The organism is Bacillus sp. NPDC057893, assembly GCF_042796455.1.
Classification (GTDB): Bacteria; Bacillota; Bacilli; order Bacillales; family Bacillaceae_G; genus Bacillus_A.
This window is the reverse complement of the sequence record NZ_JBHVNG010000002.1, coordinates 576,392-598,684: the sequence shown is the minus strand read 5'-3', so window position 1 is coordinate 598,684 and position 22,293 is coordinate 576,392. Positions and strand designations below refer to the sequence as shown.

General features: G+C 34.6%; 30 protein-coding genes and 1 pseudogene. 15 read left to right on the top strand and 16 right to left on the bottom strand.

Annotated features, from left to right (window positions below; all coding sequences use genetic code 11):
* Nucleotides 1–470: 470 nt before the first annotated feature.
* Nucleotides 471–727, top strand: a pseudogene (locus ACFVQC_RS11750) (dicarboxylate/amino acid:cation symporter); the annotation flags it as partial.
* Between the two features lie 21 nt (nucleotides 728–748).
* On the opposite strand, the gene ACFVQC_RS11745 reads toward ACFVQC_RS11750, so the two are convergent.
* Nucleotides 749–904 (bottom strand): hypothetical protein, encoded by a 156-nt coding sequence (locus ACFVQC_RS11745; RefSeq protein ID WP_002149538.1) that lies wholly within the window; start codon nucleotides 902–904, stop codon nucleotides 749–751.
* Nucleotides 905–1,057: 153 nt separating this feature from the next.
* Complete coding sequence (locus tag ACFVQC_RS11740) at nucleotides 1,058–1,477, bottom strand: MarR family winged helix-turn-helix transcriptional regulator (protein ID WP_000081440.1); 420 nt, start codon at nucleotides 1,475–1,477, stop codon at nucleotides 1,058–1,060.
* A 162-nt stretch (nucleotides 1,478–1,639) separates the two neighbouring features.
* Here ACFVQC_RS11740 and ACFVQC_RS11735 point away from each other — a divergent pair, with 162 nt between their 5' ends.
* Together ACFVQC_RS11735 and ACFVQC_RS11730 are read left to right on the top strand one after the other, a co-directional pair.
* Nucleotides 1,640–2,071 (top strand): regulatory YrvL family protein, encoded by a 432-nt coding sequence (locus tag ACFVQC_RS11735; RefSeq protein ID WP_377890527.1) that lies wholly within the window; start codon nucleotides 1,640–1,642, stop codon nucleotides 2,069–2,071.
* Nucleotides 2,072–2,104: 33 nt separating this feature from the next.
* Entirely contained in the window at nucleotides 2,105–2,692 is a 588-nt protein-coding gene (locus tag ACFVQC_RS11730; RefSeq protein ID WP_080019178.1) for a thioredoxin family protein, read from the top strand.
* 30 nt (nucleotides 2,693–2,722) lie between these two features.
* On the opposite strand, the gene uppP is transcribed toward ACFVQC_RS11730, so the two are convergent.
* Nucleotides 2,723–3,514 (bottom strand): bacitracin resistance undecaprenyl-diphosphatase, encoded by a 792-nt coding sequence (gene uppP, locus ACFVQC_RS11725; RefSeq protein WP_002086752.1) that lies wholly within the window; start codon nucleotides 3,512–3,514, stop codon nucleotides 2,723–2,725.
* A 182-nt stretch (nucleotides 3,515–3,696) separates the two neighbouring features.
* Here uppP and ACFVQC_RS11720 point away from each other — a divergent pair, with 182 nt between their 5' ends.
* The 3 genes from ACFVQC_RS11720 to ACFVQC_RS11710 all read left to right on the top strand — a co-directional run bounded on the left by ACFVQC_RS11720 (nucleotide 3,697) and on the right by ACFVQC_RS11710 (nucleotide 5,473).
* Nucleotides 3,697–5,055 carry an MATE family efflux transporter gene (locus ACFVQC_RS11720; protein ID WP_377890529.1) on the top strand — a complete coding sequence of 453 codons (1,359 nt, stop codon included), beginning with the start codon at nucleotides 3,697–3,699 and terminating at the stop codon, nucleotides 5,053–5,055.
* Nucleotides 5,056–5,131: 76 nt separating this feature from the next.
* Nucleotides 5,132–5,305, top strand: a complete 174-nt coding sequence (locus tag ACFVQC_RS11715; protein WP_377890531.1) for a 2-isopropylmalate synthase — start codon at nucleotides 5,132–5,134, stop codon at nucleotides 5,303–5,305.
* An 18-nt stretch (nucleotides 5,306–5,323) separates the two neighbouring features.
* Nucleotides 5,324–5,473 carry a hypothetical protein gene (locus ACFVQC_RS11710; RefSeq protein WP_002149552.1) on the top strand — a complete coding sequence of 50 codons (150 nt, stop codon included), beginning with the start codon at nucleotides 5,324–5,326 and terminating at the stop codon, nucleotides 5,471–5,473.
* Nucleotides 5,474–5,498: 25 nt separating this feature from the next.
* On the opposite strand, the gene ACFVQC_RS11705 is transcribed toward ACFVQC_RS11710, so the two are convergent.
* Complete coding sequence (locus ACFVQC_RS11705) at nucleotides 5,499–6,008, bottom strand: biotin transporter BioY (RefSeq protein WP_377898401.1); 510 nt, start codon at nucleotides 6,006–6,008, stop codon at nucleotides 5,499–5,501.
* A gap of 99 nt (nucleotides 6,009–6,107) precedes the next feature.
* Here ACFVQC_RS11705 and ACFVQC_RS11700 point away from each other — a divergent pair, with 99 nt between their 5' ends.
* On the top strand, nucleotides 6,108–7,010 hold the full coding sequence (locus tag ACFVQC_RS11700; RefSeq protein ID WP_377890535.1) for an aminoglycoside phosphotransferase family protein: 903 nt from the start codon (nucleotides 6,108–6,110) through the stop codon (nucleotides 7,008–7,010).
* Between the two features lie 2 nt (nucleotides 7,011–7,012).
* Here ACFVQC_RS11700 and ACFVQC_RS11695 read toward each other — a convergent pair whose 3' ends face one another.
* The 5 genes from ACFVQC_RS11695 to ACFVQC_RS11675 form a co-directional block, all read right to left on the bottom strand.
* On the bottom strand, nucleotides 7,013–7,174 hold the full coding sequence (locus ACFVQC_RS11695; protein ID WP_377890537.1) for a hypothetical protein: 162 nt from the start codon (nucleotides 7,172–7,174) through the stop codon (nucleotides 7,013–7,015).
* Between the two features lie 97 nt (nucleotides 7,175–7,271).
* Nucleotides 7,272–8,045, bottom strand: coding sequence for a hypothetical protein (locus tag ACFVQC_RS11690; RefSeq protein ID WP_377898400.1), 774 nt, complete (start codon nucleotides 8,043–8,045; stop codon nucleotides 7,272–7,274).
* Between the two features lie 24 nt (nucleotides 8,046–8,069).
* Complete coding sequence (locus ACFVQC_RS11685) at nucleotides 8,070–8,516, bottom strand: flavodoxin (protein ID WP_377890541.1); 447 nt, start codon at nucleotides 8,514–8,516, stop codon at nucleotides 8,070–8,072.
* Nucleotides 8,509–8,673 carry a hypothetical protein gene (locus ACFVQC_RS11680; protein ID WP_002149569.1) on the bottom strand — a complete coding sequence of 55 codons (165 nt, stop codon included), beginning with the start codon at nucleotides 8,671–8,673 and terminating at the stop codon, nucleotides 8,509–8,511. Before ACFVQC_RS11680 ends, ACFVQC_RS11685 begins: the two co-directional genes overlap by 8 nt.
* Before the next feature lie 233 nt (nucleotides 8,674–8,906).
* Nucleotides 8,907–10,076, bottom strand: coding sequence for an amidohydrolase (locus ACFVQC_RS11675; RefSeq protein ID WP_377890544.1), 1,170 nt, complete (start codon nucleotides 10,074–10,076; stop codon nucleotides 8,907–8,909).
* Nucleotides 10,077–10,413: 337 nt separating this feature from the next.
* Between ACFVQC_RS11675 and ACFVQC_RS11670 the strand changes: the two genes are divergently transcribed.
* The 5 genes from ACFVQC_RS11670 to dltD all read left to right on the top strand — a co-directional run bounded on the left by ACFVQC_RS11670 (nucleotide 10,414) and on the right by dltD (nucleotide 14,729).
* Complete coding sequence (locus ACFVQC_RS11670) at nucleotides 10,414–10,560, top strand: teichoic acid D-Ala incorporation-associated protein DltX (protein ID WP_002011626.1); 147 nt, start codon at nucleotides 10,414–10,416, stop codon at nucleotides 10,558–10,560.
* Nucleotides 10,561–10,572: 12 nt separating this feature from the next.
* Nucleotides 10,573–12,087, top strand: a complete 1,515-nt coding sequence (gene dltA / locus ACFVQC_RS11665; RefSeq protein ID WP_002158701.1) for a D-alanine--poly(phosphoribitol) ligase subunit DltA — start codon at nucleotides 10,573–10,575, stop codon at nucleotides 12,085–12,087.
* Nucleotides 12,084–13,250 (top strand): D-alanyl-lipoteichoic acid biosynthesis protein DltB, encoded by a 1,167-nt coding sequence (gene dltB, locus ACFVQC_RS11660; protein WP_264540408.1) that lies wholly within the window; start codon nucleotides 12,084–12,086, stop codon nucleotides 13,248–13,250. The genes dltA and dltB overlap by 4 nt, the downstream gene beginning before the upstream one ends.
* 67 nt (nucleotides 13,251–13,317) lie before the next feature.
* Nucleotides 13,318–13,557 carry a D-alanine--poly(phosphoribitol) ligase subunit DltC gene (dltC, locus tag ACFVQC_RS11655; protein ID WP_002011622.1) on the top strand — a complete coding sequence of 80 codons (240 nt, stop codon included), beginning with the start codon at nucleotides 13,318–13,320 and terminating at the stop codon, nucleotides 13,555–13,557.
* The gene (gene dltD / locus ACFVQC_RS11650; RefSeq protein ID WP_002149580.1) at nucleotides 13,554–14,729 is read left to right on the top strand and encodes a D-alanyl-lipoteichoic acid biosynthesis protein DltD; all 1,176 of its coding nucleotides are present in this window, start codon (nucleotides 13,554–13,556) and stop codon (nucleotides 14,727–14,729) included. Before dltC ends, dltD begins: the two co-directional genes overlap by 4 nt.
* Before the next feature lie 17 nt (nucleotides 14,730–14,746).
* On the opposite strand, the gene ACFVQC_RS11645 is transcribed toward dltD, so the two are convergent.
* Nucleotides 14,747–15,883 carry an NAD(P)H-dependent flavin oxidoreductase gene (locus ACFVQC_RS11645; protein ID WP_377890547.1) on the bottom strand — a complete coding sequence of 379 codons (1,137 nt, stop codon included), beginning with the start codon at nucleotides 15,881–15,883 and terminating at the stop codon, nucleotides 14,747–14,749.
* 73 nt (nucleotides 15,884–15,956) lie between these two features.
* Between ACFVQC_RS11645 and ACFVQC_RS11640 the strand changes: the two genes are divergently transcribed.
* Nucleotides 15,957–16,877 carry a S66 peptidase family protein gene (locus ACFVQC_RS11640; RefSeq protein WP_377890549.1) on the top strand — a complete coding sequence of 307 codons (921 nt, stop codon included), beginning with the start codon at nucleotides 15,957–15,959 and terminating at the stop codon, nucleotides 16,875–16,877.
* 27 nt (nucleotides 16,878–16,904) lie between these two features.
* On the opposite strand, the gene ACFVQC_RS11635 is transcribed toward ACFVQC_RS11640, so the two are convergent.
* The 3 genes from ACFVQC_RS11635 to ACFVQC_RS11625 all read right to left on the bottom strand — a co-directional run bounded on the left by ACFVQC_RS11635 (nucleotide 16,905) and on the right by ACFVQC_RS11625 (nucleotide 18,372).
* Nucleotides 16,905–17,303: an SseB family protein gene (locus ACFVQC_RS11635; RefSeq protein WP_219917606.1), complete on the bottom strand. Its 399-nt coding sequence runs from the start codon at nucleotides 17,301–17,303 to the stop codon at nucleotides 16,905–16,907.
* An 87-nt stretch (nucleotides 17,304–17,390) separates the two neighbouring features.
* The gene (locus tag ACFVQC_RS11630) at nucleotides 17,391–17,945 is read right to left on the bottom strand and encodes a cysteine hydrolase family protein (protein WP_377890552.1); all 555 of its coding nucleotides are present in this window, start codon (nucleotides 17,943–17,945) and stop codon (nucleotides 17,391–17,393) included.
* Nucleotides 17,946–17,958: 13 nt separating this feature from the next.
* Nucleotides 17,959–18,372 carry a carboxymuconolactone decarboxylase family protein gene (locus ACFVQC_RS11625; protein ID WP_377890554.1) on the bottom strand — a complete coding sequence of 138 codons (414 nt, stop codon included), beginning with the start codon at nucleotides 18,370–18,372 and terminating at the stop codon, nucleotides 17,959–17,961.
* 123 nt (nucleotides 18,373–18,495) lie between these two features.
* Here ACFVQC_RS11625 and ACFVQC_RS11620 point away from each other — a divergent pair, with 123 nt between their 5' ends.
* Together ACFVQC_RS11620 and ACFVQC_RS11615 are read left to right on the top strand one after the other, a co-directional pair.
* On the top strand, nucleotides 18,496–18,948 hold the full coding sequence (locus ACFVQC_RS11620) for an Lrp/AsnC family transcriptional regulator (protein ID WP_377890556.1): 453 nt from the start codon (nucleotides 18,496–18,498) through the stop codon (nucleotides 18,946–18,948).
* Nucleotides 18,949–19,048: 100 nt separating this feature from the next.
* Entirely contained in the window at nucleotides 19,049–19,231 is a 183-nt protein-coding gene (locus ACFVQC_RS11615; RefSeq protein WP_000707108.1) for a DUF3913 family protein, read from the top strand.
* A gap of 37 nt (nucleotides 19,232–19,268) precedes the next feature.
* Here ACFVQC_RS11615 and ACFVQC_RS11610 read toward each other — a convergent pair whose 3' ends face one another.
* From ACFVQC_RS11610 to ACFVQC_RS11600, 3 genes are all read right to left on the bottom strand, one after another.
* Complete coding sequence (locus ACFVQC_RS11610; protein WP_377898399.1) at nucleotides 19,269–20,285, bottom strand: CPBP family glutamic-type intramembrane protease; 1,017 nt, start codon at nucleotides 20,283–20,285, stop codon at nucleotides 19,269–19,271.
* A 315-nt stretch (nucleotides 20,286–20,600) separates the two neighbouring features.
* Nucleotides 20,601–21,377, bottom strand: a complete 777-nt coding sequence (locus ACFVQC_RS11605; RefSeq protein ID WP_377890561.1) for an ABC transporter permease — start codon at nucleotides 21,375–21,377, stop codon at nucleotides 20,601–20,603.
* Complete coding sequence (locus tag ACFVQC_RS11600; RefSeq protein ID WP_377890563.1) at nucleotides 21,377–22,279, bottom strand: ABC transporter ATP-binding protein; 903 nt, start codon at nucleotides 22,277–22,279, stop codon at nucleotides 21,377–21,379. The genes ACFVQC_RS11605 and ACFVQC_RS11600 overlap by 1 nt, the downstream gene beginning before the upstream one ends.
* Nucleotides 22,280–22,293: the final 14 nt, after the last annotated feature.

Genomic DNA, 22,293 nt, shown 5'->3' with positions numbered 1-22,293 from the left:
GGTCTTATTTTTTTGTTCTTTCTATCTTTTATTTGAAACTCCCTCGCTCTTTCACTCCATGTTCACATCTAGGTCACATCCACCTTTTATAGTATACGTATCGGAGCTATTCCTCCCTAATTTATAAGACATTCCCCAGTGTCTTTGAATAGCTTCCATCCCTAATTAAATTGACATAAATTGTCCCCTTCCCTTGACCGTCCTATATGTGATGGTCTTATTTTTTGTTTTTTCTATCTTTTATTTAAAACTCCCTCGCTCTTTCACTCTATGTTCACATCTAGATCACATCTACCTTTTATAGTATATGTATCGGAGCTGTTCCTCCCTAATTTATAAGACATTCCCCAGTGTCTTGAACAGCTTTCCATCCCTAATTAAATTGACATAAATTGTCCCCTTCCCTAGGCCATCATGTGATGGTCTATTTTTTTCCAAATACATAATTTAACTCTCTTCGCTTATTTCAGCAATTAGCTATGGTCGTATTAACTGCTGTACTAGCTAGTATCGGTACTGCTGGTGTACCAGGTGTTGGACTTGTAATGCTTACGATGGTTTTAAATCAAGTAAATCTATCAGTAGAAGGTATTGCTTTAATTATCGGTATTGACCGCATTCTAGATATGTCTAGAACAGCTGTAAATATTTCCGGCGATGCAATTTGCGCAATGATTGTTTCAAAACAGAAGAAAAATATAATACGGATCAATCTGCGGCATCCTAAATTAAAAAGGAGTGAAATGATTCACTCCTTTTTTGACTTGCTTCCTTTTTTCGAACGATATTCTTTTCCTTTGTTATCATTACCTGTTTCAAATTCAGCACTAAACTCCTGCTGGAATTGCCCTGATTTTGGTGAACCTTGATTTCCACTTCCTTGACTACCATTACGATTCGTCATATTTCTCCCTCCTTCCTTTATTAGTAGTATGGCGCTCCATCTTTTTTCATACACATTTTATTTTTTATCATCTATTACACACAGAAGAAGACCTTCCGTATATAAGGAAGGTCTTCTTCGTTATTAAGTAAGCGTTTTCTTGTTTATAACTACTTAAATAAGTTTTTTAGAAATAGATATCATTACATTCATTTCGTCTTCTGAAAGTGCGGAGAATCTTTCTTGTAAATATTTCTTTTTCTCACCTTCCATTTTCGCAACTAAATCTTTCCCTTGTTCTGTAATCTCTAAATATACAACTCGGCGATCTGATGTAGAACGTGAACGAGTTACAAAGCCTTTATTAATTAGCTTTTCTGTGACAGCTGTAATATGGCTATTCGATACATTTAACTCATTAGCTACACGTGATACCATTTCTTTATTCGTGCGATTCAATATTCTAAGGACAATGAACTCATTCCACGGTATGTAACCACCAAATATTTTTCCAATATCATTACGCAACGTGCGGAACATAGCAAAAACATTTGTCGATAGTTCTTCCATTAATTGTTCTCGATTTTGAGACAAATTTGACAGCCCCTTTTATTTAATTTAGTTAAATAAAAACCTTATTAATAATTCTACATGAAATCTTACTTTTTGTCACCTTATTTTCCCATAATTCGTAGTTTTTTAAAATATATTTCATGATACAATGAAATTGATTTCCCAGAAAAAGGAGTGATTTTAATGAATGAGGAGGACAAGCTCTCTAATTTCAGCCTAAAAGATAAAACAATTATCATTAGTATTATTGCTCTCTTTCTCATTATATTTTTTGCATTTATATTTTTTGTATATGTAGGAATCTTTCAAATTACAGGTATAGAATACTCATCACGAACTGCTTTACTACTCTTTTTTTTATTTATCCTCCTCTTAGATGGCATTACATACTTTATCTTAATCTTCTTTAAAGTACTGTTATATCCAATGACGACAAATATGCCAAATTGGCTCTCACTTGCACTTTTCTCAATCATTGAAATTACGCTAGATTGGCTCGTCATTCATACTGCCGATGATTGGATAGAAAGCGTGCAAATGTCCAACATAGCTGAATTATGTGTCGTACTATTCTTGTTCGTCTTAAATAAATTATTAAGCGATAAGAAAGAGTAAGAATACAAGCTTTTCTATATAAAAATTGGTACAATAAAAGCAAATCATACTAAAGAGGTGTTACTTATGAACTTACAACAATGGGCTGATAAAGGTATGTCCTTTGATACATATGTGAATGAAATGAAAGTAAACCAATACGAGTTACTACACATTTATAATAACTTTTTAATTCCAAATGAATTACTTCCTGTATTAGAAGAACGTCAAAATGATGGCTGGCGTGTTATCGTATTAACTGCTGATTGGTGCGGCGACGCCCTTTTATGTGTACCTGTTATGAAACGAATTTCTGAAGTTGCAAATATTGATATGAAATTATTAATTCGTGATGAAAACTTAGAATTAATGGATCAATATTTAACAAATGGAACAGCACGTGCGATTCCAATCTTTATTTTCATTGATAAAGACGGAAATGAACAAGCCGTCTTTGGACCACGCGCTCCAAAAGTACAAGAATTAGTAACTTCAATGCGTGCTACATTACCTGAAAAAGAGGATCCAACATTCGAAGAAAAACAAAAAGAAATGTATGCTAATTTCCGTGCTACATTAGCTGATGATACTTCTCTTTGGGAACATGTAATGGAAAGCATGATTGAGAAAGTAGTAAAATAAAAAACCTGCCGATTTCGGCAGGTTTTTTTATTACATAATGAAGAAATAGAATACCGCAGCTAAAATGAAACGGTAATAAGCGAACGGTGTTAGTTTTACACGACCTAATAATTTTAAGAATGAAACAATTGCAAGCATCGCAACAACGAATGCTGTAATAAATCCAGTTGCAAATAACGGTATATCAGCTGCGCTTAATATATCCCAGCTTTTAATTAAATCTAAGGCACTTGCAGCTACCATCATTGGCACCGCTAAAATAAATGTATATTCCGCTGCCGCTGTATGCGAAACACGTGCTAATAAACCACCACTTATTGTCGATCCAGAACGTGAAAATCCTGGCCAAAGTGCTAAACATTGGAACATTCCGATTGTAAATGCTTGCTTATATGTGATTTCATCTAACGTTCTTGCTGTACTTGGTTTTGAAAACTTCTCAGCAACAATCATTAAAATACCACCAGCTACTAAGCTAATAACAACCGGTCCTGGACCGAATAAAACTTCTTTAATTGCACTATGGAATAATACGCCGAGTATGCCGGCAGGAATCATCCCGATAATAATATGTAATAAATTTAACGATGGTCCATCAGTTACTTTCCCTATTCCAACTAATGACCATAGGCGTTTCCAAAATATAACAACAACTGCTAAAATCGATCCCAATTGGATTACAACTTCAAAAACTTTCGCTCTATCGTCTTCAAATCCAATTAAATGTCCTGTTAAAATCATATGTCCTGTTGATGATACTGGTAAAAACTCTGTTAACCCTTCAACAGCACCCATGATTAAACCAATTAACCAATCAGCCACAAGTAGTGCCTCCTTAATAACGAATATGTAATTTTTTCACACCTTATCATAATACCTTATCCCTTTTCAAAGTGCATCCTTTTTTTATTGATTTCATTTGTTGTATACGCTTATTTCTTTTCTATTTTTTGATTAAATTGTATGATAATAAGAGTTTGTTTTTTACGTTGAAAGGGGATTTTATGAAAGAAACTACTTCATTCTCACAAAAGTTAAAGCAATTTTTATTACTCTTTTTCCCGATTTTTGTAACTCAAATGTCATTATTTGCGATGAGCTTTTTTGATACGACAATGTCAGGGCACGCGAGTCCTATTGATTTAGCGGGTGTTGCTATCGGAACGAGTATATGGCTTCCAGTTAGTACGGGATTAACCGGAATTTTAATGGCTACTACTCCTATTGTTGCACAACTCATTGGATCAAAGAAAAAGGAGGACGTTCCTCACATTGTCATACAAGCAGTATATTTAGCAATTTGTGCTAGTTTCGTTGTTATCCTTATCGGCTTCTTCGCTGTTACACCTATTTTAAATGGCATGCGCTTAGAAGAACCCGTGGAACGTATTGCGGCACAATTTTTAAGTATTATCGCGATTGGAATTATCCCTTTATTTACTTACACTGTTTTACGTGGATTTATTGATGCATTAGGAAAAACTCGAACAACAATGATCATTACATTACTATCATTACCAATTAACGTAGTATTAAATTATGTATTAATTTTCGGTCACTTCGGTTTTCCAAAACTCGGTGGTGTCGGAGCGGCAATTGCTTCTGCAGCAACATATTGGTGTATTTTAATTATTACCGTCATTATTATTCGTACGAAAGAGCCTTTCGCTTCTTTCAATATCTTTAAACAGTTATACCGTCCTTCTCTTGCAAGTTGGAAGGAATTCCTGAAACTTGGCGTCCCTATCGGATTTGCTATCTTTTTTGAGACGAGTATTTTCGCTGCGGTAACACTTATGATGAGTAATTTTAGTACGACAACAATAGCAGCACATCAAGCAGCCATGAACTTTGCTTCCTTGTTATATATGACTCCTCTAAGTTTAGCAATGGCAATGACGATAGCCGTTGGGTTTGAAGTTGGAGCAAAACGATACAATAATGCGAAACAATATGGATTTATCGGAATTGGGCTAGCTCTTGCTTTCGCCCTTTTATATTCAATCCTTCTTTATTTCTTTGATGATGAAATTGCTTCTATTTATACGACAGATGCAAATGTCCACCATTTAGCAAAAGAATTTCTTATATTTGCGATTTTATTTCAAATTTCAGATGCGATTGCAACTCCAGTACAAGGGGCATTACGTGGTTATAAAGACGTAAACATCGCCTTAATAATGACATTGATCGCTTATTGGGTAATAGGCCTACCTCTTGGCTACATATTCGCAACGTATACTGACTGGGCAGCGAAAGGGTATTGGATCGGTCTTATTATCGGTCTAGCATTTGGGGCAGGCTTCCTGCTTATCCGTCTCTTTCAAGTACAAAGAAAATATACAACGCAAAACAGCCGCTAATGATATAGCGGCTGTTTTCTTCATGCATATTTTTTCTTGTAACGTGTAACATAATGAAAAAGAAAGGTGGATACATATGGACGAAAAACAAAAGAAACAATCATTCGATGAAGAATTCGCCCCTGAAATTCCACCTGGATATCGGCAAGATGTACATAAACCAGCTAAATATAAAAACACTTCTTTTTTAATGGGCATTACCATTTTCGCAGCCGTATTACTCGTACTCATCATTTTCGTTTATTTTTAATGGAAGGTGGTCTATTATATGAAGAAACAAGAATCTAATCGTTCAAAAAGAACTGTTAAAACAGAAAAAGGATATGCAGGAGATTCTGTTCATACACTGAAACAAGTTGAGCAAGGAAATTTATACATTGCTCAAAAAGAACTTGGTCAACAAAATGAAAATCTTTAAAGTCCCTCTGCTTCTAGAGGGTTTTTTATTGTACATATTGTTTTTGTTCTAACACCATGAATAAATTATTAACCTTTACAATTTTCATGTCATAATTTAATTTCATTTCACTTCTCTTGCCATTTTCAGTACCAGCAACGTACACTACAGCATGATAGCGAAAACTCTCCTCCGTCACTTCACGTATCTCCTCGTTTGTAAATTTATACTCTAAATTCCGAAAACGATTTGGATAATAATTTTTCATTAATTGTTCATACCCTTTATTTACAAATAGCTCTTCGCTTTTTATCTTCACATCTTCTTTATTATCAAACTCAAACACTGCTAGTTGCGCTGTCACAAAGTGTTCTCCTATCATTTTCATTTCTTTATGAGTTAAAATTTCTATATTCTTGTTCTTTAATTCTTGGTTTAACTCGTACTGATCTATCGGTTTAAAGCTAGCAAAAACAGTCTCTTTATATGACCAAAACAAACCAAAAGCGATACATATAGAAATGATTACTATTCTTTTCTTCACAATACATCCCATCCCTATTCATAATGATAGTTATATATTAACACAAAGAAAGAAAATTCTGATATTATAAAGTAGAATATCCTACCTTTAACTTAGAAACGAGGAACGATTATGTGCTCCTATAAACAATATATAAAACAAGCTCTGCCTAATCTTTCTATACATTCATATAAACAAAATGAAGAAGGATGGGATAATATAGCGGTTATTATAAATGACGAGCTACTGTTTCGTTTCCCGCGAAAACTTGAGTATGCAAAGCGAATTCCGTTAGAAAAGGAACTGTGCACAATTCTCTCTCATTCGCTACAAGAAATCGAGGTTCCAAAGTATCACCTATTATATACAAATGATGCTGATACTTTTCCACTTTGTAGTTACTATACTCTCATTCATGGTGAACCGTTTAAAAAAGAAATAGTTACCAGGCTAGAGAAAAAAGAATTGAAAGCAATCATTACACAATTAGCTACTTTCCTTACAGCACTTCATAGTATCCCTTTAAAACAAGTTACAACGTTAGGGTTCCCTATCGAAAAAACACTTACATACTGGAAAGAGCTACAAACAAAATTAAATCAGTATTTTACTAACAGTCTTACTTCACTCCAAAAATCAGCCTTAAATCGTCTATTCGAAAATTTCTTTGAATACATAGCTACATCCACTTTTCAAAATACAATCATTCACGCTGACTTTACACATCATCACATTTTATTTAATAACCAAAATAAAACCATCTCAGGAATCATCGATTTTGGTGATGCTCAAATTGGCGATCCCGCTTTTGATTTTGCCGGGCTATATTATGATTTCGGACATGAATTTACTACATCTGTATATGAACAATACTGTTCCCTTATTTCTCACAATGATCCATTACTTATTCAACGTATCACTAGCTTTTATCAATACAGTCCTTTACTACATAACCTTGTTTATAACATCGAAACAAACAACAGAATCGAATTAATTAAGAATAAAGAACAACTGAAAGTGATATTACAGGGATGAGATTACATTCTCTCCCTATACTCTCTCTCCTCATACATCATTAACTTTTTATCCATTTCAACAATAACTTTATACAATTGAAACGCCTGTAAAATTTGCAGTTGAATTCCAAAAGGAGCATTCTGTTCTTTTAACCATTGAAATACTTTCGTTTCATCTCTCATTGATTATTCCTCCCCTTATAAAATTTTCTACAAATATACCGTAAATGATGAAAAGCTTTTCATGTCAATAACAAAAAAGGATGCAAAGTTACATCCTTTAATGTACGATATTTTTCTTCTGCAGCATTTTCTCTTTTGCCTCTTCCACTTGGCATTCACTGCGAAAAGCACAGCTCATACACTCAGAACGAAAATTACGCTCTGTGTAGTGCTCAGGTTGTTGCAGCATTTCTTTCATTCTAAATAAATCATCCATTCCAGTTATAATATCTTCCTGCTTTGGAATGTACTCATACTTAGTTCCTTCTATTAAATTAATCACTTCGATTTTTCCCGGAAGAATGCCGAAAGCCTTATAACTAAACACAGTCATTAACTTCTGACAAAGAGCTAGCATTTCCTCATCCGCATCAACCACATACTTTTTAATTACAAACGATTCAGCACTCCACTCACCAACTTCAAATGTCAATGACATGTGAACACCTAACTCTTCCATATATGTTTGAAACTTCTCATATAAAAATAACGGCGGTGCCTGACTCTCATCCCTTTCAACAAACTGTAGTAAGTGATCAGTTAGCTTCGCTAAAACAATATAGTACTCCGCCTTTGAAGCAAACATATTAACCCTTACTTTTTTCCAATACTTTTCTAAAAGTATTAAAAGAAAAATTTTTGTTTGTTGCCCGGTAGGTACCGTGTAATATTCATTAATAATTTGATTTACAATCATTTGTGCTATTTGTTGCCATTCAAATGAAGATGGTTCTCTTCTTTTTATATGACGGAAATAAAATTTGTTTGGACAACGCATAAAATCATACAAATGGTAATCTGTCATCGTTTTAATTGAGATTTTTTCATGCAATTGCTCTTCATCTCCCTACTGCCATTAAGAAAGGTGTTTTACGAATTCAGCTCCAAACTGTAAACATTTTTCTACATCTTCATCTTCTGGCGTTAATTCTACCTTCAATCCGTCTAATACAACTGCTGCCCCGCGCTCCTGCAGCTTTTCTATTAAAATATCAACCGCTACCCCGTATTTCGGATAAGCCGAATCACAAGAACCGAATACTGCTGCTTTTTTACCAGTTAAGTTAATAGAATCCATTGCATCATAAAAATCTAAAAAATCATCAGGAAGATCACCATCTCCCCAAGTATAAGCACCTAAAATAATACCGTCATATTGCTCTAATATAGAAGCTTCTGGTGAATCCATAATATCAATGACTTCAATTTCATTTTCTGTTTCACGAATCGCACCCGCAATATGATCAGCCATTTCCTCCGTATTTCCACTCATACTTGCAAAAATCATTACTAACTTACTCAACTGAACCTCTCCTTTTACCTTGTATCTCTTTTTCTGTTGGAAGTGTACTCTTCTCATCTATATATTCAGAACGAATTATATTTCGTTGCCATTCAATATGCTTATCAACATCTTTATTTTTTAATCCCCTTCGTAAAAGGTGAAATGTTTTTCTCATTAAGGTTCCTCATCTGTTTCATTGATAATAATTATCAATTTCAATTATACCATTAGATTAATTGAAATTGATTATCAAAGTCAATAACTATTTTTAAAAAAATAGTTAAAATGTACAAGCTTGTCCGTTAGCTATTCATATACTATAAATGAGCATAGTTCTTTCTCAGCCCTCTCTGACGGAAGAAATAGAAGCAACTGCGATAGAGCGCAGTTGCCTTTTTTTATACTTTTCTATGATTTTAGTAACCTTATCGTTGTTTCTAAAAATAATTCTACTCCATAAATTAAAGCTGATTCATCTACATCAAATTTCGGATGATGATGTGGATAACAAGTATCAATTTTTTTATTCCCTGTTCCTAATTTAATAAAACAACCAGGTGCTTTTCTTAAATACGCTGAAAAATCTTCTCCTCCCATAGAAGGTTCAAGATGCACAATACGCTGATTTCCGAACAATTTTATCGCACTTTTTTCTACTATTTTCGTAATGTACTCATTATTAACAACTGGATCATATCCGTAACGATACGTATATGTATAATCCCCTCCATGCGCTTCTGTAATTCCTTTCACAATTTGCTCAATTTTCTCTTTTGCTTCCTCTCTTAATGTTTGATTAAAAGATCGAACAGTTCCCATTAAAGATGCTTTGTTTGGAATGATATTATCAGCCATCCCCCCATGAAATTGTGTAACTGACAATACTCTATGCATAAAAGCACTTGTATTTCTTGATACGATATGTTGTAAATTTGTAATAAGTTGTGCTCCGATAGCAATAGGATCTATCGTTTCTTCTGGTCGTGCCGCGTGACCACCCTTTCCTAAAATTTCAATTGTAAATACGTCTGGTGCTGCCATCATAGGGCCATATACAATTCCTACCTTCCCACTTTCTAATCCAGACATAACATGCAAACCTATTACATAATCGACACCGTCCATAACACCGGCCTCCACCATTTCTTGTCCGCCACCGGGGTACACCTCTTCTGCGTGTTGAAAGAATAGACGAATCTCCCCTACAAAATCTTCCTTTATATTTGATAGCGCTTCTGCTGTACTTAACAAAATAGCTGCATGAGCATCATGCCCACATGCATGCATCATCCCTTTATTCACAGACGCATAAGATTTCCTTGTCTCCTCTTGAATTGGTAAAGCATCTATATCCGCTCGAATCGCAACTACTTTCCCTTGTTCCGTTCCTCTTTTAATTGCTAGTACACTGTACTTCGTTGGTCTCGTTACTTCAAAAGAAGAAAATGAGCATAATGTATCATATATAAATTGCGAAGTTTCTTTTTCATGAAACGATAATTCGGGATACTTATGGAAATGCCGTCTCCATTTCATAATATTTTCTTCTGAAATAAGACTCTTCCACACTCTATTCATGATAATTTCCTCCTTTTAAAAAGATCTAGTAATTTAAAGTTTGCTCAGTCTCTACCGATTAATAAAAAACAAATATTATATTTTCATGTATTCTTATAGTCCACTTTTATGTATTCACACAATCCACTTTCTATTTACATGTCAAACCCATTACAAATTCATGCTGAATGTAATATAATTGCTAAGTTAGGGATTTTCTTTTTTAGTATTTAGTGCTAATATCAGAAAAGAGCCTTTTGACTTATTTTTACCTAAAATGTGGGATTTTGTTTTTTTCACAATAATGTAGGACATGATACCTACAAAGAGCTATTATTTCATTAAGCGAGGGAAAGACATGGAAAGATTAAAAGAGATATGGTCTCAACCACTCACACAATGGGTTGCAAAGACGGTTTATTACCTTGCAATTTTATTTGCATTACTTTGGTTGTATGGATTCCATGATACAAACACAAGTACATTTATTTACAATGAATTCTAGGGTGGGAACGTTATGAAGTTATTAGAACAAATTGAAAAGTGGGCTGTAGAAACGCCTGATCAAACCGCTTTTGTTTGGCGAGATGCGAAAATTACGTACAAACAATTAAAGGAAGATTCTGATGCGTTAGCACATTGGATTTCTTCTGAGTATCCAGATGATCGTTCACCAATTATGGTTTATGGCCATATGCAACCTGAAATGATTATTAACTTTTTAGGTTGTGTAAAAGCTGGACATGCTTACATTCCTGTAGATTTATCTATCCCAGCTGATCGCGTACAACGTATCGCTGAAAATTCTGGTGCGAAATTACTTTTATCAGGAACAGAAGTAACTGTAACTGATTTACCAGTTCGTATCGTAAGTGAAGACAACTTAAAAGATATTTTCTTTACTCATAAAGGGAACATTCCAAATCCTGAACATGCGGTAAAAGGTGATGAGAACTTCTACATTATTTACACATCAGGAAGTACAGGTAATCCGAAAGGGGTTCAGATTACTTATAACTGTCTTGTTAGCTTTACAAAATGGGCTGTAGAAGATTTCAACTTACAAACAGGGCAAGTATTCTTAAACCAAGCACCTTTCTCATTCGATTTATCTGTAATGGATATTTATCCATCATTAGTAACAGGTGGTACACTTTGGGCAATCGATAAAGACATGATTGCACGTCCAAAAGACTTGTTTGCTTCTTTAGAGCAATCGGATATTCAAGTATGGACTTCAACACCATCTTTCGCTGAAATGTGTTTAATGGAAGCATCTTTCTCTGAGAGTATGCTACCAAACATGAAAACATTCTTATTCTGCGGTGAAGTGTTACCAAATGAAGTGGCGAGAAAATTAATTGAGCGTTTCCCGAAAGCTACAATTATGAATACGTACGGTCCAACAGAAGCTACTGTCGCTGTAACAGGTATTCATGTTACAGAAGAAGTGCTTGATCAATACAAATCACTTCCAGTCGGCTACTGTAAATCAGACTGTCGCCTTCTTATTATGAAAGAAGACGGCACACTTGCACCTGATGGTGAAAAGGGTGAAATCGTAATTGTCGGTCCAAGCGTAAGCGTTGGATATTTAGGAAGCCCTGAATTAACAGAAAAAGCATTTACCATGATTGACGGCGAGCGCGCCTATAAAACAGGCGATGCTGGCTATGTAGAAAATGGTCTTCTATTCTATAATGGTCGTCTTGATTTCCAAATTAAGCTTCATGGTTATCGAATGGAATTAGAAGAAATTGAGCATCACCTTCGTGCGTGTTCTTACGTAGAAGGAGCAGTTATTGTTCCAATTAAAAAAGGTGAAAAATACGATTATTTATTAGCGGTTGTTGTTCCTGGAGAGCATTCATTTGAAAAAGAATTCAAATTAACATCTGCAATTAAAAAAGAACTCAATGAGCGATTACCAAACTACATGATTCCACGTAAATTCATGTATCAATCTTCTATTCCAATGACACCAAATGGAAAGGTAGATCGCAAAAAATTATTGAGTGAGGTTACAGCATGACCGCATATGGATCATTTTATTTTTTCGCTATAGTAGGCATTTTATTAATACCTACTATCATAGCTGGATTTAAAGGTAAAATGTTGCGTAAATATAATGCCTTTTTAACATTAGTAATGCTTGTTATTATCTTCTCTGATAAACCGAAGCAAGCAATCATGTTAGCCGCATTTATTATTTGGCAATATGCCCTTATTAAAGGCTATTTAATGTTAAGAAAACAAAATAATAGTACATTCACGTTTTGTATAGCTGTTATTTTATCGATTTTACCGCTTATTTTGGCAAAAATCGCACCGTTTGTACCTGAATTGCATTTTATTGTTTTCGCAGGTATGTCTTACGTAACATTTAGAGCTGTACAGATGGTCTTTGAAGTTCGTGATAATTTAATTAAAGAACTTTCCTTCTTTAATTTCTGGGAATTCGTTTTATTCTTCCCTGCGATTTCAAGTGGACCTATCGATCGTTACCGTAGATTCCAAAAAGATATCCAAAAGCCGCCTAGTGCTGAGGAATATCAAAAGTTACTATATACCGGGCTTAACCGTATTTTCCAAGGTTTTCTGTATAAATTTATAATCGCGCACTTGATAACAACATATCTTGTAAAGGCAGTATTCGCCAATCAAGATACACTTTTATCTAATGTGATTTTTATGTACGCTACTAGCATGCAATTATTCTTTGACTTTGCAGGTTATAGTGCTTTCGTAATTGGTATCAGTTACATGATGGGAATTAAAACACCAGAAAACTTTAATAAGCCATTCCTTAGTCGTAATATTAAAGACTTCTGGAACCGCTGGCACATGAGTTTATCATTCTGGTTCCGTGATTTCATCTACATGCGTTTCGTCTTTTTTGCAACGAAGAAAAAGTTAATTAAAAACCGCTACACAATTTCGTATATCGGTGCATTTTTAAACTTTTTCATTATGGGAATTTGGCACATCCAAGGAAGCGCTGTTGCGCAGTATGTTATTTACGGTCTATATCATGCCGCTCTGTTTATCTTATTCGATATTTTCGAACGAAAAAACAAGAAGCATAAGTTTTGGCCAAACAATAAATTTACACACGTCCTTGCGATTGTAATTACGTTCCACGTTGTATGTTTCGGTTTCCTTATTTTCTCTGGACACCTTAACAGATACTTTTAATGCACCCTTCTTATTCTATTAAGAAGTTGCACATATAATATATTCGGATATAAAGGAGATTTTAAAAATGGCAGAATTCAAAGAGCAAGTATTAGATATTTTAGAAGAAGTATGTGAAAACGATATTGTGAAAGAAAACTTAGATGTTCAATTATTTGAAGAAGGTATTCTTGATTCTTTCGCTGTAGTATCTTTATTAGTAGAATTCCAAGAGCGTTTAGAGATTGAAGTTTCTATTTCTGATTTTGACCGCGATGAGTGGGCTACACCAAATATGGTTATTAAAAAGTTGGAAGAAATCCGATGAACAAAGTAAAATTTGGTCCGATGCTTTTAGCATTGGCCCTTTTTGCTGTATTCTTACTTATTCCTACGCGCTTCCTACTCCCACTTTTAAGTGATGAGAAAGTAGAACAAGCTGCGACTTCTTTAAAAGAAGAAAAGATTCAAAGTATGATTTTACAGCAAAAGATGTTAGCAGACCCGAAATATCTTCCGATGTACGGTTCATCGGAATTCGCACGTATGGATGCTTTCCATCCATCGAATTATTTCAAAGTAAAGCCTGAAGGATTCACACCATTCTTACTTGGACGCGGCGGAACACAAGACCTTGTACATGTATTAAACTTCGCATCTACAATGGATCAATTGAAAGATAAGAAAATGATATTCGTTCTTTCTCCGCAATGGTTTGTACCACAAGGTATTGATGAGACACACTTTGCACCTAACTTTTCAAAACAACAAGGTTACCACTTCATTTTCAACGATGATTTAAAACCTGAAATGAAAAAACAAATTGCAAAACGCTTATTAAACTTTGAGATTGTTAAAAAAGAAACTTTATTAAAAATTTCGCTTGAAGGTATCGCCTACGATGATACAAAGTATAAAGTAAAAGCACTTGCTGCTAAACCTTTCGCTTATATTTATCGTAACATTCTAGATCGTAAAGATTTATTTACAGTAATGTTTGATATTAAACCGCATAAAGAAACGCTTGATCCATCATTGAAACAAATGACCTGGGAAGAAGCTCGTAAACATGCGGATCAAACAGGTGCAGTAGAATCAGGATCTAACGAATTTGGTATCGAAGATGATTACTTCAATAGCAAAATTAAGAAGAAATTAAAGCAACGTGAAGGTTACTTAAAAAATGATGCTTATGACCAATCACCAGAATATGAAGATTTACAAATTGTACTTGATTTATTAAAACAATCTGGCGCAAAACCGCTCTTCATTTCTGTTCCTGTAAAAGGTCCTTGGTATGATTACGCTGGCTTCCCGAAAGAAAAACGCGAATTATACTACAATAAAGTTCATGAGCAAATTAAGCAGGCTGGCTATCCAATTGCTGATTTCTCAAATCATGAATATGATAAGTACTTCTTAAAAGATCATATGCACTTAGGTTGGAAAGGCTGGGTTTACATCGACGAAGCTATCCAACAATTTTATAAAGCAAACTAACGAAAAGACCGCTTGAATTATTCAAGTGGTCTTTTTCTATATACATCTTGTAATTGTTCAATTACGTTCTCTGCTTCTGTCATGACACGTTTCACTACGTGCTGAGCTGATTCCGTTCGTGCTAATGATGATGCTTGTCCCGCCCAAAGCGACATATACTCTTCCTTATTTTGCTTCGCTGCTTCTTGACGTATTTTTGAAGTTAATACGTTTTGCACTGGATACATCGGTAACTTCTCTTCTCTTCCTTCATGTTTCTCTATAAATTCATTACGAATACCCCGTGCATATTTCCCAGAAAACGCACGGGTTACCGTTGTACTTGTATCTGTACTATGTAAAATCGCCTCTTTATACACGTCATGCGTAATACTTTCTTCACTCGTCAAAAAGGCTGATCCCATTTGAACAGCTTCTGCCCCTAACGCAAATGCCGCAACAAGCCCTTGCCCATTCATTACACCACCTGCTGCAACAATCGGGATATGAGGTACTTCCGCTACTAATTGCGGGATTAATGCAAATGTACCAATCATCGCATCTTGTTCTTTCCCAATAAACGTTCCTCTATGCCCTCCTGCCTCGCTACCTTGCCCGACGATAATATCTACCCCTAACTTAGCAAGTGCTTTCGCTTCCGCTACATGGGTAGCTGTTCCGATAACTTTTATCCCTTCCCTTTTCAAATCATCTATTTCTTCTTTTTCTAACGTTTGAAATGCAAAACTAACGACTGGTACCTTTTCCTCTAATACTACTTGTAATTGTTCTTTATAGCTTTTTGGAAGTTTTAAAGTCTTTTCTTCCTCTATACCTAATTCTCTATTCACTCCACTAAGTAATACTTTCGCCTCGTTTACCTTCTCTTCTTCTATCTGTATCTCTTTCGTTAAAAGTAAATTAACACTGAAAGGCTTATTTGTTAGTTCCCTTATTTTATAAATCGCTTCACGGATTTGTTCTGGGCTCATATACCCTGCTCCAAGCGTACCTAATCCTCCGCTATTACTCACAGCTGCAACAAGTTCTGGCGTTGTAATCGCTCCTGCCATACCTGCTTGAATGATCGGATACTTAATTTGTAATATATCTATTACTCGACTTGTAAACATCATTTTCCCTCCTACTTTCCCTATACCTTCTTTATATGACATGCTTTCCCCTTCTTTTACAAGGATTGAACTTTCGCTCAAGCGAATATATTGAAAGAGAAGGAGGCTGAGAACAATGATTTATCCAAATGCGTTAAAAAAAGGTGATACAGTAATGATTATTGCACCGTCTGGCCCACCAACACTTGAGAATGTATTAAAAGGTGTGAACGTATTACAAGAGATGGGTTTATTCGTAATAATTGGGAAGAGTGTTTATGAAACGTATGGATATTTAGCTGGAAGTGATCAAGTTCGTCTTGATGATATACATGAAGCATTTACAAATACTGAAGTCAAAGCAGTCTTTTGTGCACGAGGTGGTTACGGCAGCGCTCGTCTCCTCCCTTACATTCAATATGAAATCATTCAACGGAATCCAAAGATTTTTTGGGGATATAGCGATATTACGGCTTTACATACTGCCTTTTCACGTTATGCAGAGCTTGTAACTTTTCATGGTCCAATGATTGAAGAATTAGGAAAAGGTATAGATTCTCTCTCTTTATCTTCTTTCAATCAACTATTCCATCCGTATTCATCCATCTTATATGCATCAGAATGTATCGTACCTAGCTCAGCCTGTACAGCTACAGGTACATTAGTTGGAGGGAATTTAGCTGTTTTAACGAGTGTAATTGGTTCACCCTATGAAATAAGTACAGCCAATACACTTTTATTGCTTGAAGATATCGGGGAAGAACCGTACCGCATCGATCGTATGTTAAATCAATTACTTTTATCTGGAAAGTTTAATGAATGCAATGGCGTTATTTTTTCAAGTTGTCATGATTGCAACCCTTCTAAACCATCCCAATCATTGCAAACAATATTATATGAATATTTCATGCCATATGATATACCTGTCCTATTCGGTTTACCGATTGGACATATAAGTCCAAATATCGGTATTCCCCTTGGAGCTACAGCAACAATAAATACAAATAATAAAACACTCTCTATTTCTTCCGGCGTAGCCACTCCATGTTTAAATTAAAAAGGAAAAGCAATTAAGCTTTTCCTTTTACTTATAATAATTAAAAATTCGTCCAGATGCGATATCTGCAACTTCTTCTGGAATAAATGTTTTACTTATATCAGTACCAACATTTAATACAGCTGTTGCATCCTTCTCAATGCCACCAAATAATTCTTTTCCACGTATCGTAATAAGGGGTGTACCTTCTGGCAACACATCTTTTACAAATTTCAATTGTGTAAAGAACGGAACGATCCATCTACCCTCTCCTTGGAAATGACGCAAACGAAGTGTTCCTTCCGTTGCCCCGTCTTCTGCTTCAAGTGAACCAGAAACATAAAACTCCGTTGATAAGAGCAATTCATAAAATTCCTTTTGCTTTTGTTTATCCTCACCTGCTAAAACGAGTACTTTTTCTATTTTATTTACTGAAATTTGCTCCATATGATGCCACCCCTATTTTCAAAATGATTATACTTAGATTATACGAAATATTCTTATTTTTTTCTACATAATTCCGTAATTATTTTCTTAAAATAATTTTAAAACATCTTCAGTCGTAATGATTTTAGCAAATTCATCATGTAAGTTTACAAGTGTCATATTGTGGATGTCCTCTGCACTATACTCTGCCCCGTCCAGACCTTTACGATTGAATGTAGCCGTCGCATCGCTCACTAAATACGTTGTAAATCCTAAATTACCTGCCATCCGTGTTGTCGTCTCCACACAATGATTTGTCGTTAATCCTACAATCACTACAGTATTACATTTCTTCTCTCCTAATTGTTCCTCTAAATTTGTCCCAATGAACGCGCTATTAACAGATTTCTGAATAATCACCTCATCTGGCAGTGGTTTCACTTCTTCTTTAAAGTTCACCGTTTCCGCATATTGATAAAACATCGACTGAACATTTTCTTTATTTACATGTTGAATATGAAAAACTGGTAGTTTCCTTTTTCTCCACTCTTCTAACAAGCTTTTCATATTTCCTTCCGCAAAAAGGTTATTCCTTGTGCCCCAGTACGGTAAATTGAACGCTTCTTGTACATCAATGATTATAAGTGCTACTTGATTAAGCATACTATCCTCCTAATTAATTAGGCTGTAATTGAAACAGAAAACCAAGTTGCTGTGACGCAGTAATAAAACAAATATAGGCACAAAGCTCTACAATTTCTTTTTCAGTCCAATATTGTTTTAATGCATGAAACATATTATCATCTATCGCCTTTTGGTCATGAACAAATGCATGTGCAAAAGTAACGGCTACGCTAATTTCTTCTATTTTTTGTATATCATCCGGCTTTCCCTTTGCCATACAGTACGGACATTCATTCCCAAACGCTAATGTTCTTCTTACTTGCTCTTTTAACTCTGCGGAAAGCGTCCCTGTACTATACAGTGTATTCTCTAACGTACTCCACGAATTTAATATACTCGGATTATGCCCTAATAATTTTTGAAACTTTGTATCTCCTACATTTGATAATGTAATTCTCTCCATCATTTTTCCTCCTATTCCCTTCTTTTTTATTGTAAAATAAATAAAGTTCACTTTACATTTCATATGAATCTTAATTTATATTTTTCCTTTACAAAAATCATCATTTTACTGGAGGTATATTTACAAATGCAATTAGACCGTGTTGATCGAAAAATTTTAAATGAATTATATAATGATAGTCGCCTTTCCATGCGCGAATTAGCAAAACGAGTAAACTTATCAGCTCCGTCTACTACAGAACGTGTTCGTAAACTTGAAAGTGAAGGAATTATTCAAAAATACACAATTGATATCGATTATAAAAAAGCAGGACTTGTTTTAGATTGTATTTTAGAAATCACTTTAAAAAATGGTGATACAACACGTATGCAACAGTTTATCCAGTCTTATCCATCTGCAAGTTTTTGTTATCGAGTAACAGGAAGCTTATGCTACATTGTAAAAATCTCTGTTCCTTCACTCGTTGAACTTGAAGAATTTATCAATAATGTTTCTTCATATGCAACGACAGTTTCTCATATCGTATTATCAGAAGTAGCTCTTACTCCGGATATTGAACATATCTTCCCAGAAGATTAATTCATTTTTATTCATAAAAAGAGTAAAAACCCCTTACATTAAGAATAAAAATGATATATCATGTATTAAAATACATAAAGTTCGAGAAAGGGGCTTTACATTGAAAATCTGGTTTTATGAAAAAACGGCGCAATTAGATGACTTGCTTGGTATTTGGGATAATGTTCCGACCATCCCTCGAATTGGTGAAAAAGTTGAACTTCTAAAAACCGTTCGGATTGTTACAGATATTAAATACGTGAAAAACGGAAATAACTTCCGTGTAGAAATTATTACAAATTAAAAAGTAGCTCTCCTTTTCATACTGGAGAGCTACTTTTTCATGGCCTATAATCCGCCTTTTTTATAATAATCTTATCTTCTTCTACAGCTATTGTTACATACTCATTTTCTTCTAACTTGAGCTGGTTGACAGCCTCATCTGGTAGTTCCACCGCCATCAATCTATTCGTTAGTATAACTTGGCTATACATTTCATTTTCACGTGATGAATTCATCACTTTTTCTTCATTTATTAAGCGAATCGGTGGCACACCTACTTCTTTTACAGTACGCCATTGTTTCCAAGTAAAAGGAATTAACCATAATAAACCGATAATCGCAAGACCAATGCCGATCCATAAATTACTTTGTGCTTGTAATTCAGTAATCGAGATTGCGTCACTTCCATCTCCACCTACAGATTGCATACTCGTTGCAATCAAATTATTTAGAGCATGCACAGCAATATTCGTCCATATATTTTTTGTCTTTATGTATAGAAGGCACATAATAACACCGAACATGAAAGCACCGATAACATCAAAATGTCCTAGTCCAAAAATAAGAGAGGATATAATAACCGCTCGTTTAATCCCCCATTTGTATGCCATTCGCTGTAAGAAAAAACCTCTAAAAATGACCTCTTCCATTATTGGGGCTAATACACATGCTGAAATGAAAGTAAATATCGTCATGTATATGTTACTCGTATTAATTACATTTCCATCTTCTAACATGATAACTAAGAAATCAGGTAAAGTATGTGCTAAAATATAAAATTGAATTTGGGATATACCGACTGAAAAAATCATTCCCATTATCGTTGCTAATACAATTAACCCCCAATGTAAACGTCTGGGCTTATCAAAAAAACTTTTAAAAACAACATTATTTTTACTTGTTTTTAAATATAGCCACAATAGTGGAAATACGAAAAATATTGATATTTGTGACAAGAACTCTATCGTATTGTCAGAAGCGCCTGATAAACTTAATGGAATCATCGTTAGGAACATCCCTATAATCATCCATCCAAAAAAACTACGTAACCTTATACGTGAAAATGCATATTGCATATTGAACACCTCCAGAGATGATATAAAGTGAAACTTTACTCAGTGTTTTATGGGTAGCCCTTCTCCCACAAATGGCCGAATAACTAAATTATAATATGAATATAGTTGAAAATCTCCCTATTTTTCTCAGGTGCTTTCGAACAACATATCTATTAAATTATATAATAACGATCTTATTTGATATACGATATCGATGTTCTTCAACTTAGTTACAATTATATTCCTAAGTAAATATGTATTTGCCACACTTAAAAACTATATAAATCAAAAAAAATTGGTTAATAAAAATCCCCGTTAACACGGGGATTTTTTCTATTATAATACGTCACGTTTTTGGAATAATACACTTGATGCTACAAGTAATACTGCAAAGTATGCAACTACAAGTAACAATGAAGTTGTAAACGTAAATTCTGTAAATGGTGGTTCTACTCCGCCACTTACTAATTTATTGCTGTCGTAAACACTTAAATTTAAATGGAAGAACACAACAAATTTCGCTACACCTTTTGCAAACATTATTAGCACCATATTAATTGCTCCTTGCAAGAAAAATAGGAACAACGTAATAATTAATGGTAATACAGACTTTCTAAATACGTTTGCTAAGAAAAAGGCAAGAGTTGCAAAGAAGAACGGTGAAAGTACTTGATATAAAATGGACTTCATTATGATTCCTAACGTTAATTCTGTTTTACTACCATCCATTACAATCCCGCCAATAATCATTGCGATTAACGTGCTAGCAAATATGATAAATAATATAGTAAGTAACACTGTAATATATTTAGAGAACAAAACTGTAATTCGTTTTCTCGGACGGATTAATAACTGCTTAATTGTACCTTTTTGAAACTCATCAGTAATTGTACGAGAAGCAATCGTAATTCCAAAAATTGTTGCAAACAAGGTAATTAAACCAATATCTGAACTTACAAAATCTAAATATGATCCTTTAAACTCATGTCCTCCTCCCCATTTCAGCATCGCTAAAACTCCCAAAATCTCCAATGCTGCAATTACACCTATTAAAATATACATACCTTTTTTCGCATGTAACTTCAAAAATTCATTTTGAATTAATTTAAACATTACGCTTTCACTCCCCCTGTAATCGCTAAGAATTCATCCTCTAACGTTTTATTTTGAACAGTAACACCGTATACGAGTACATCAGCATTTACTAGCTCTTTTACAATTTGCGGAATCTCTTCTTTCATTATAGATGTCACAATTACATTCCCTTGTTCCTTACCTTCAATGATTTCATTTGCTTTCTGAACTTGATCTACTTCAAACGCTACAACTACCGTTTCATCATGCTTCGCTTGTTCATGTAAGTTATACTCTTGCACAAACTCACCTTGCTTTATAATAACGACGCGGTCACACATTAATTCAATTTCACTTAATAAATGACTTGATACAATGACTGCAATATTTTCTTCCTTCGCTAATCGTTGTAAATAGTCACGAATTTGGCGAATACCAGCTGGATCTAATCCGTTTGTCGGTTCATCTAAAATTAATATTTTTGGTTGATGAAGTAACGCTTGTGCGATTCCTAGGCGTTGTTTCATTCCAAGTGAATATGTTTTCACCTTTTTATGAATGGCATGCTCTAAATCAACAAGCTTTACAATTTCAGCGATACGCTCTTTACTAATTGGGGTAATTGCCATGTTTGCAAACTGCTTTAAGTTTTGCATTCCTGTCATATAATCATATAACTCGGGATTTTCTACAATCGCTCCAATTTGCTCTAGCGCCTTTTCACGCTCTGTGCGGATACTATGGCCACAAATTGTAATATCACCTTCTGTCATCGAAATAAGACCTGTCATCATACGAATTGTCATCGTCTTACCACTACCGTTCGGTCCAAGGAACCCGTATACTTCTCCTTCTTGAACCTCAAATGATAAGCCCTGAATAATTTCTGTCTTACCAATCTTTTTTCGAACATTTTCTAATTTCACTACTACGTTTCCCAATGCTGACTCCTCCT

Excerpts from the sequence above, each read along its gene's own strand:
- ACFVQC_RS11745 (WP_002149538.1), bottom strand. The coding sequence starts at position 904 with ATGACGAATCGTAATGGTAGTCAAGGAAGTGGAAATCAAGGTTCACCA.
- ACFVQC_RS11735 (WP_377890527.1), top strand. The coding sequence starts at position 1,640 with ATGAATGAGGAGGACAAGCTCTCTAATTTCAGCCTAAAAGATAAAACA.
- ACFVQC_RS11720 (WP_377890529.1), top strand. The coding sequence starts at position 3,697 with ATGAAAGAAACTACTTCATTCTCACAAAAGTTAAAGCAATTTTTATTA.
- ACFVQC_RS11715 (WP_377890531.1), top strand. The coding sequence starts at position 5,132 with ATGGACGAAAAACAAAAGAAACAATCATTCGATGAAGAATTCGCCCCT.
- ACFVQC_RS11710 (WP_002149552.1), top strand. The coding sequence starts at position 5,324 with ATGAAGAAACAAGAATCTAATCGTTCAAAAAGAACTGTTAAAACAGAA.
- ACFVQC_RS11705 (WP_377898401.1), bottom strand. The coding sequence starts at position 6,008 with ATGGGATGTATTGTGAAGAAAAGAATAGTAATCATTTCTATATGTATC.
- ACFVQC_RS11700 (WP_377890535.1), top strand. The coding sequence starts at position 6,108 with ATGTGCTCCTATAAACAATATATAAAACAAGCTCTGCCTAATCTTTCT.
- ACFVQC_RS11695 (WP_377890537.1), bottom strand. The coding sequence starts at position 7,174 with ATGAGAGATGAAACGAAAGTATTTCAATGGTTAAAAGAACAGAATGCT.
- ACFVQC_RS11680 (WP_002149569.1), bottom strand. The coding sequence starts at position 8,673 with ATGAGAAAAACATTTCACCTTTTACGAAGGGGATTAAAAAATAAAGAT.
- ACFVQC_RS11675 (WP_377890544.1), bottom strand. The coding sequence starts at position 10,076 with ATGAATAGAGTGTGGAAGAGTCTTATTTCAGAAGAAAATATTATGAAA.
- ACFVQC_RS11670 (WP_002011626.1), top strand. The coding sequence starts at position 10,414 with ATGGAAAGATTAAAAGAGATATGGTCTCAACCACTCACACAATGGGTT.
- dltA (WP_002158701.1), top strand. The coding sequence starts at position 10,573 with ATGAAGTTATTAGAACAAATTGAAAAGTGGGCTGTAGAAACGCCTGAT.
- dltB (WP_264540408.1), top strand. The coding sequence starts at position 12,084 with ATGACCGCATATGGATCATTTTATTTTTTCGCTATAGTAGGCATTTTA.
- dltC (WP_002011622.1), top strand. The coding sequence starts at position 13,318 with ATGGCAGAATTCAAAGAGCAAGTATTAGATATTTTAGAAGAAGTATGT.
- dltD (WP_002149580.1), top strand. The coding sequence starts at position 13,554 with ATGAACAAAGTAAAATTTGGTCCGATGCTTTTAGCATTGGCCCTTTTT.
- ACFVQC_RS11645 (WP_377890547.1), bottom strand. The coding sequence starts at position 15,883 with ATGTCATATAAAGAAGGTATAGGGAAAGTAGGAGGGAAAATGATGTTT.
- ACFVQC_RS11640 (WP_377890549.1), top strand. The coding sequence starts at position 15,957 with ATGATTTATCCAAATGCGTTAAAAAAAGGTGATACAGTAATGATTATT.
- ACFVQC_RS11635 (WP_219917606.1), bottom strand. The coding sequence starts at position 17,303 with ATGGAGCAAATTTCAGTAAATAAAATAGAAAAAGTACTCGTTTTAGCA.
- ACFVQC_RS11630 (WP_377890552.1), bottom strand. The coding sequence starts at position 17,945 with ATGCTTAATCAAGTAGCACTTATAATCATTGATGTACAAGAAGCGTTC.
- ACFVQC_RS11625 (WP_377890554.1), bottom strand. The coding sequence starts at position 18,372 with ATGATGGAGAGAATTACATTATCAAATGTAGGAGATACAAAGTTTCAA.
- ACFVQC_RS11620 (WP_377890556.1), top strand. The coding sequence starts at position 18,496 with ATGCAATTAGACCGTGTTGATCGAAAAATTTTAAATGAATTATATAAT.
- ACFVQC_RS11610 (WP_377898399.1), bottom strand. The coding sequence starts at position 20,285 with ATGCAATATGCATTTTCACGTATAAGGTTACGTAGTTTTTTTGGATGG.
- ACFVQC_RS11605 (WP_377890561.1), bottom strand. The coding sequence starts at position 21,377 with ATGTTTAAATTAATTCAAAATGAATTTTTGAAGTTACATGCGAAAAAA.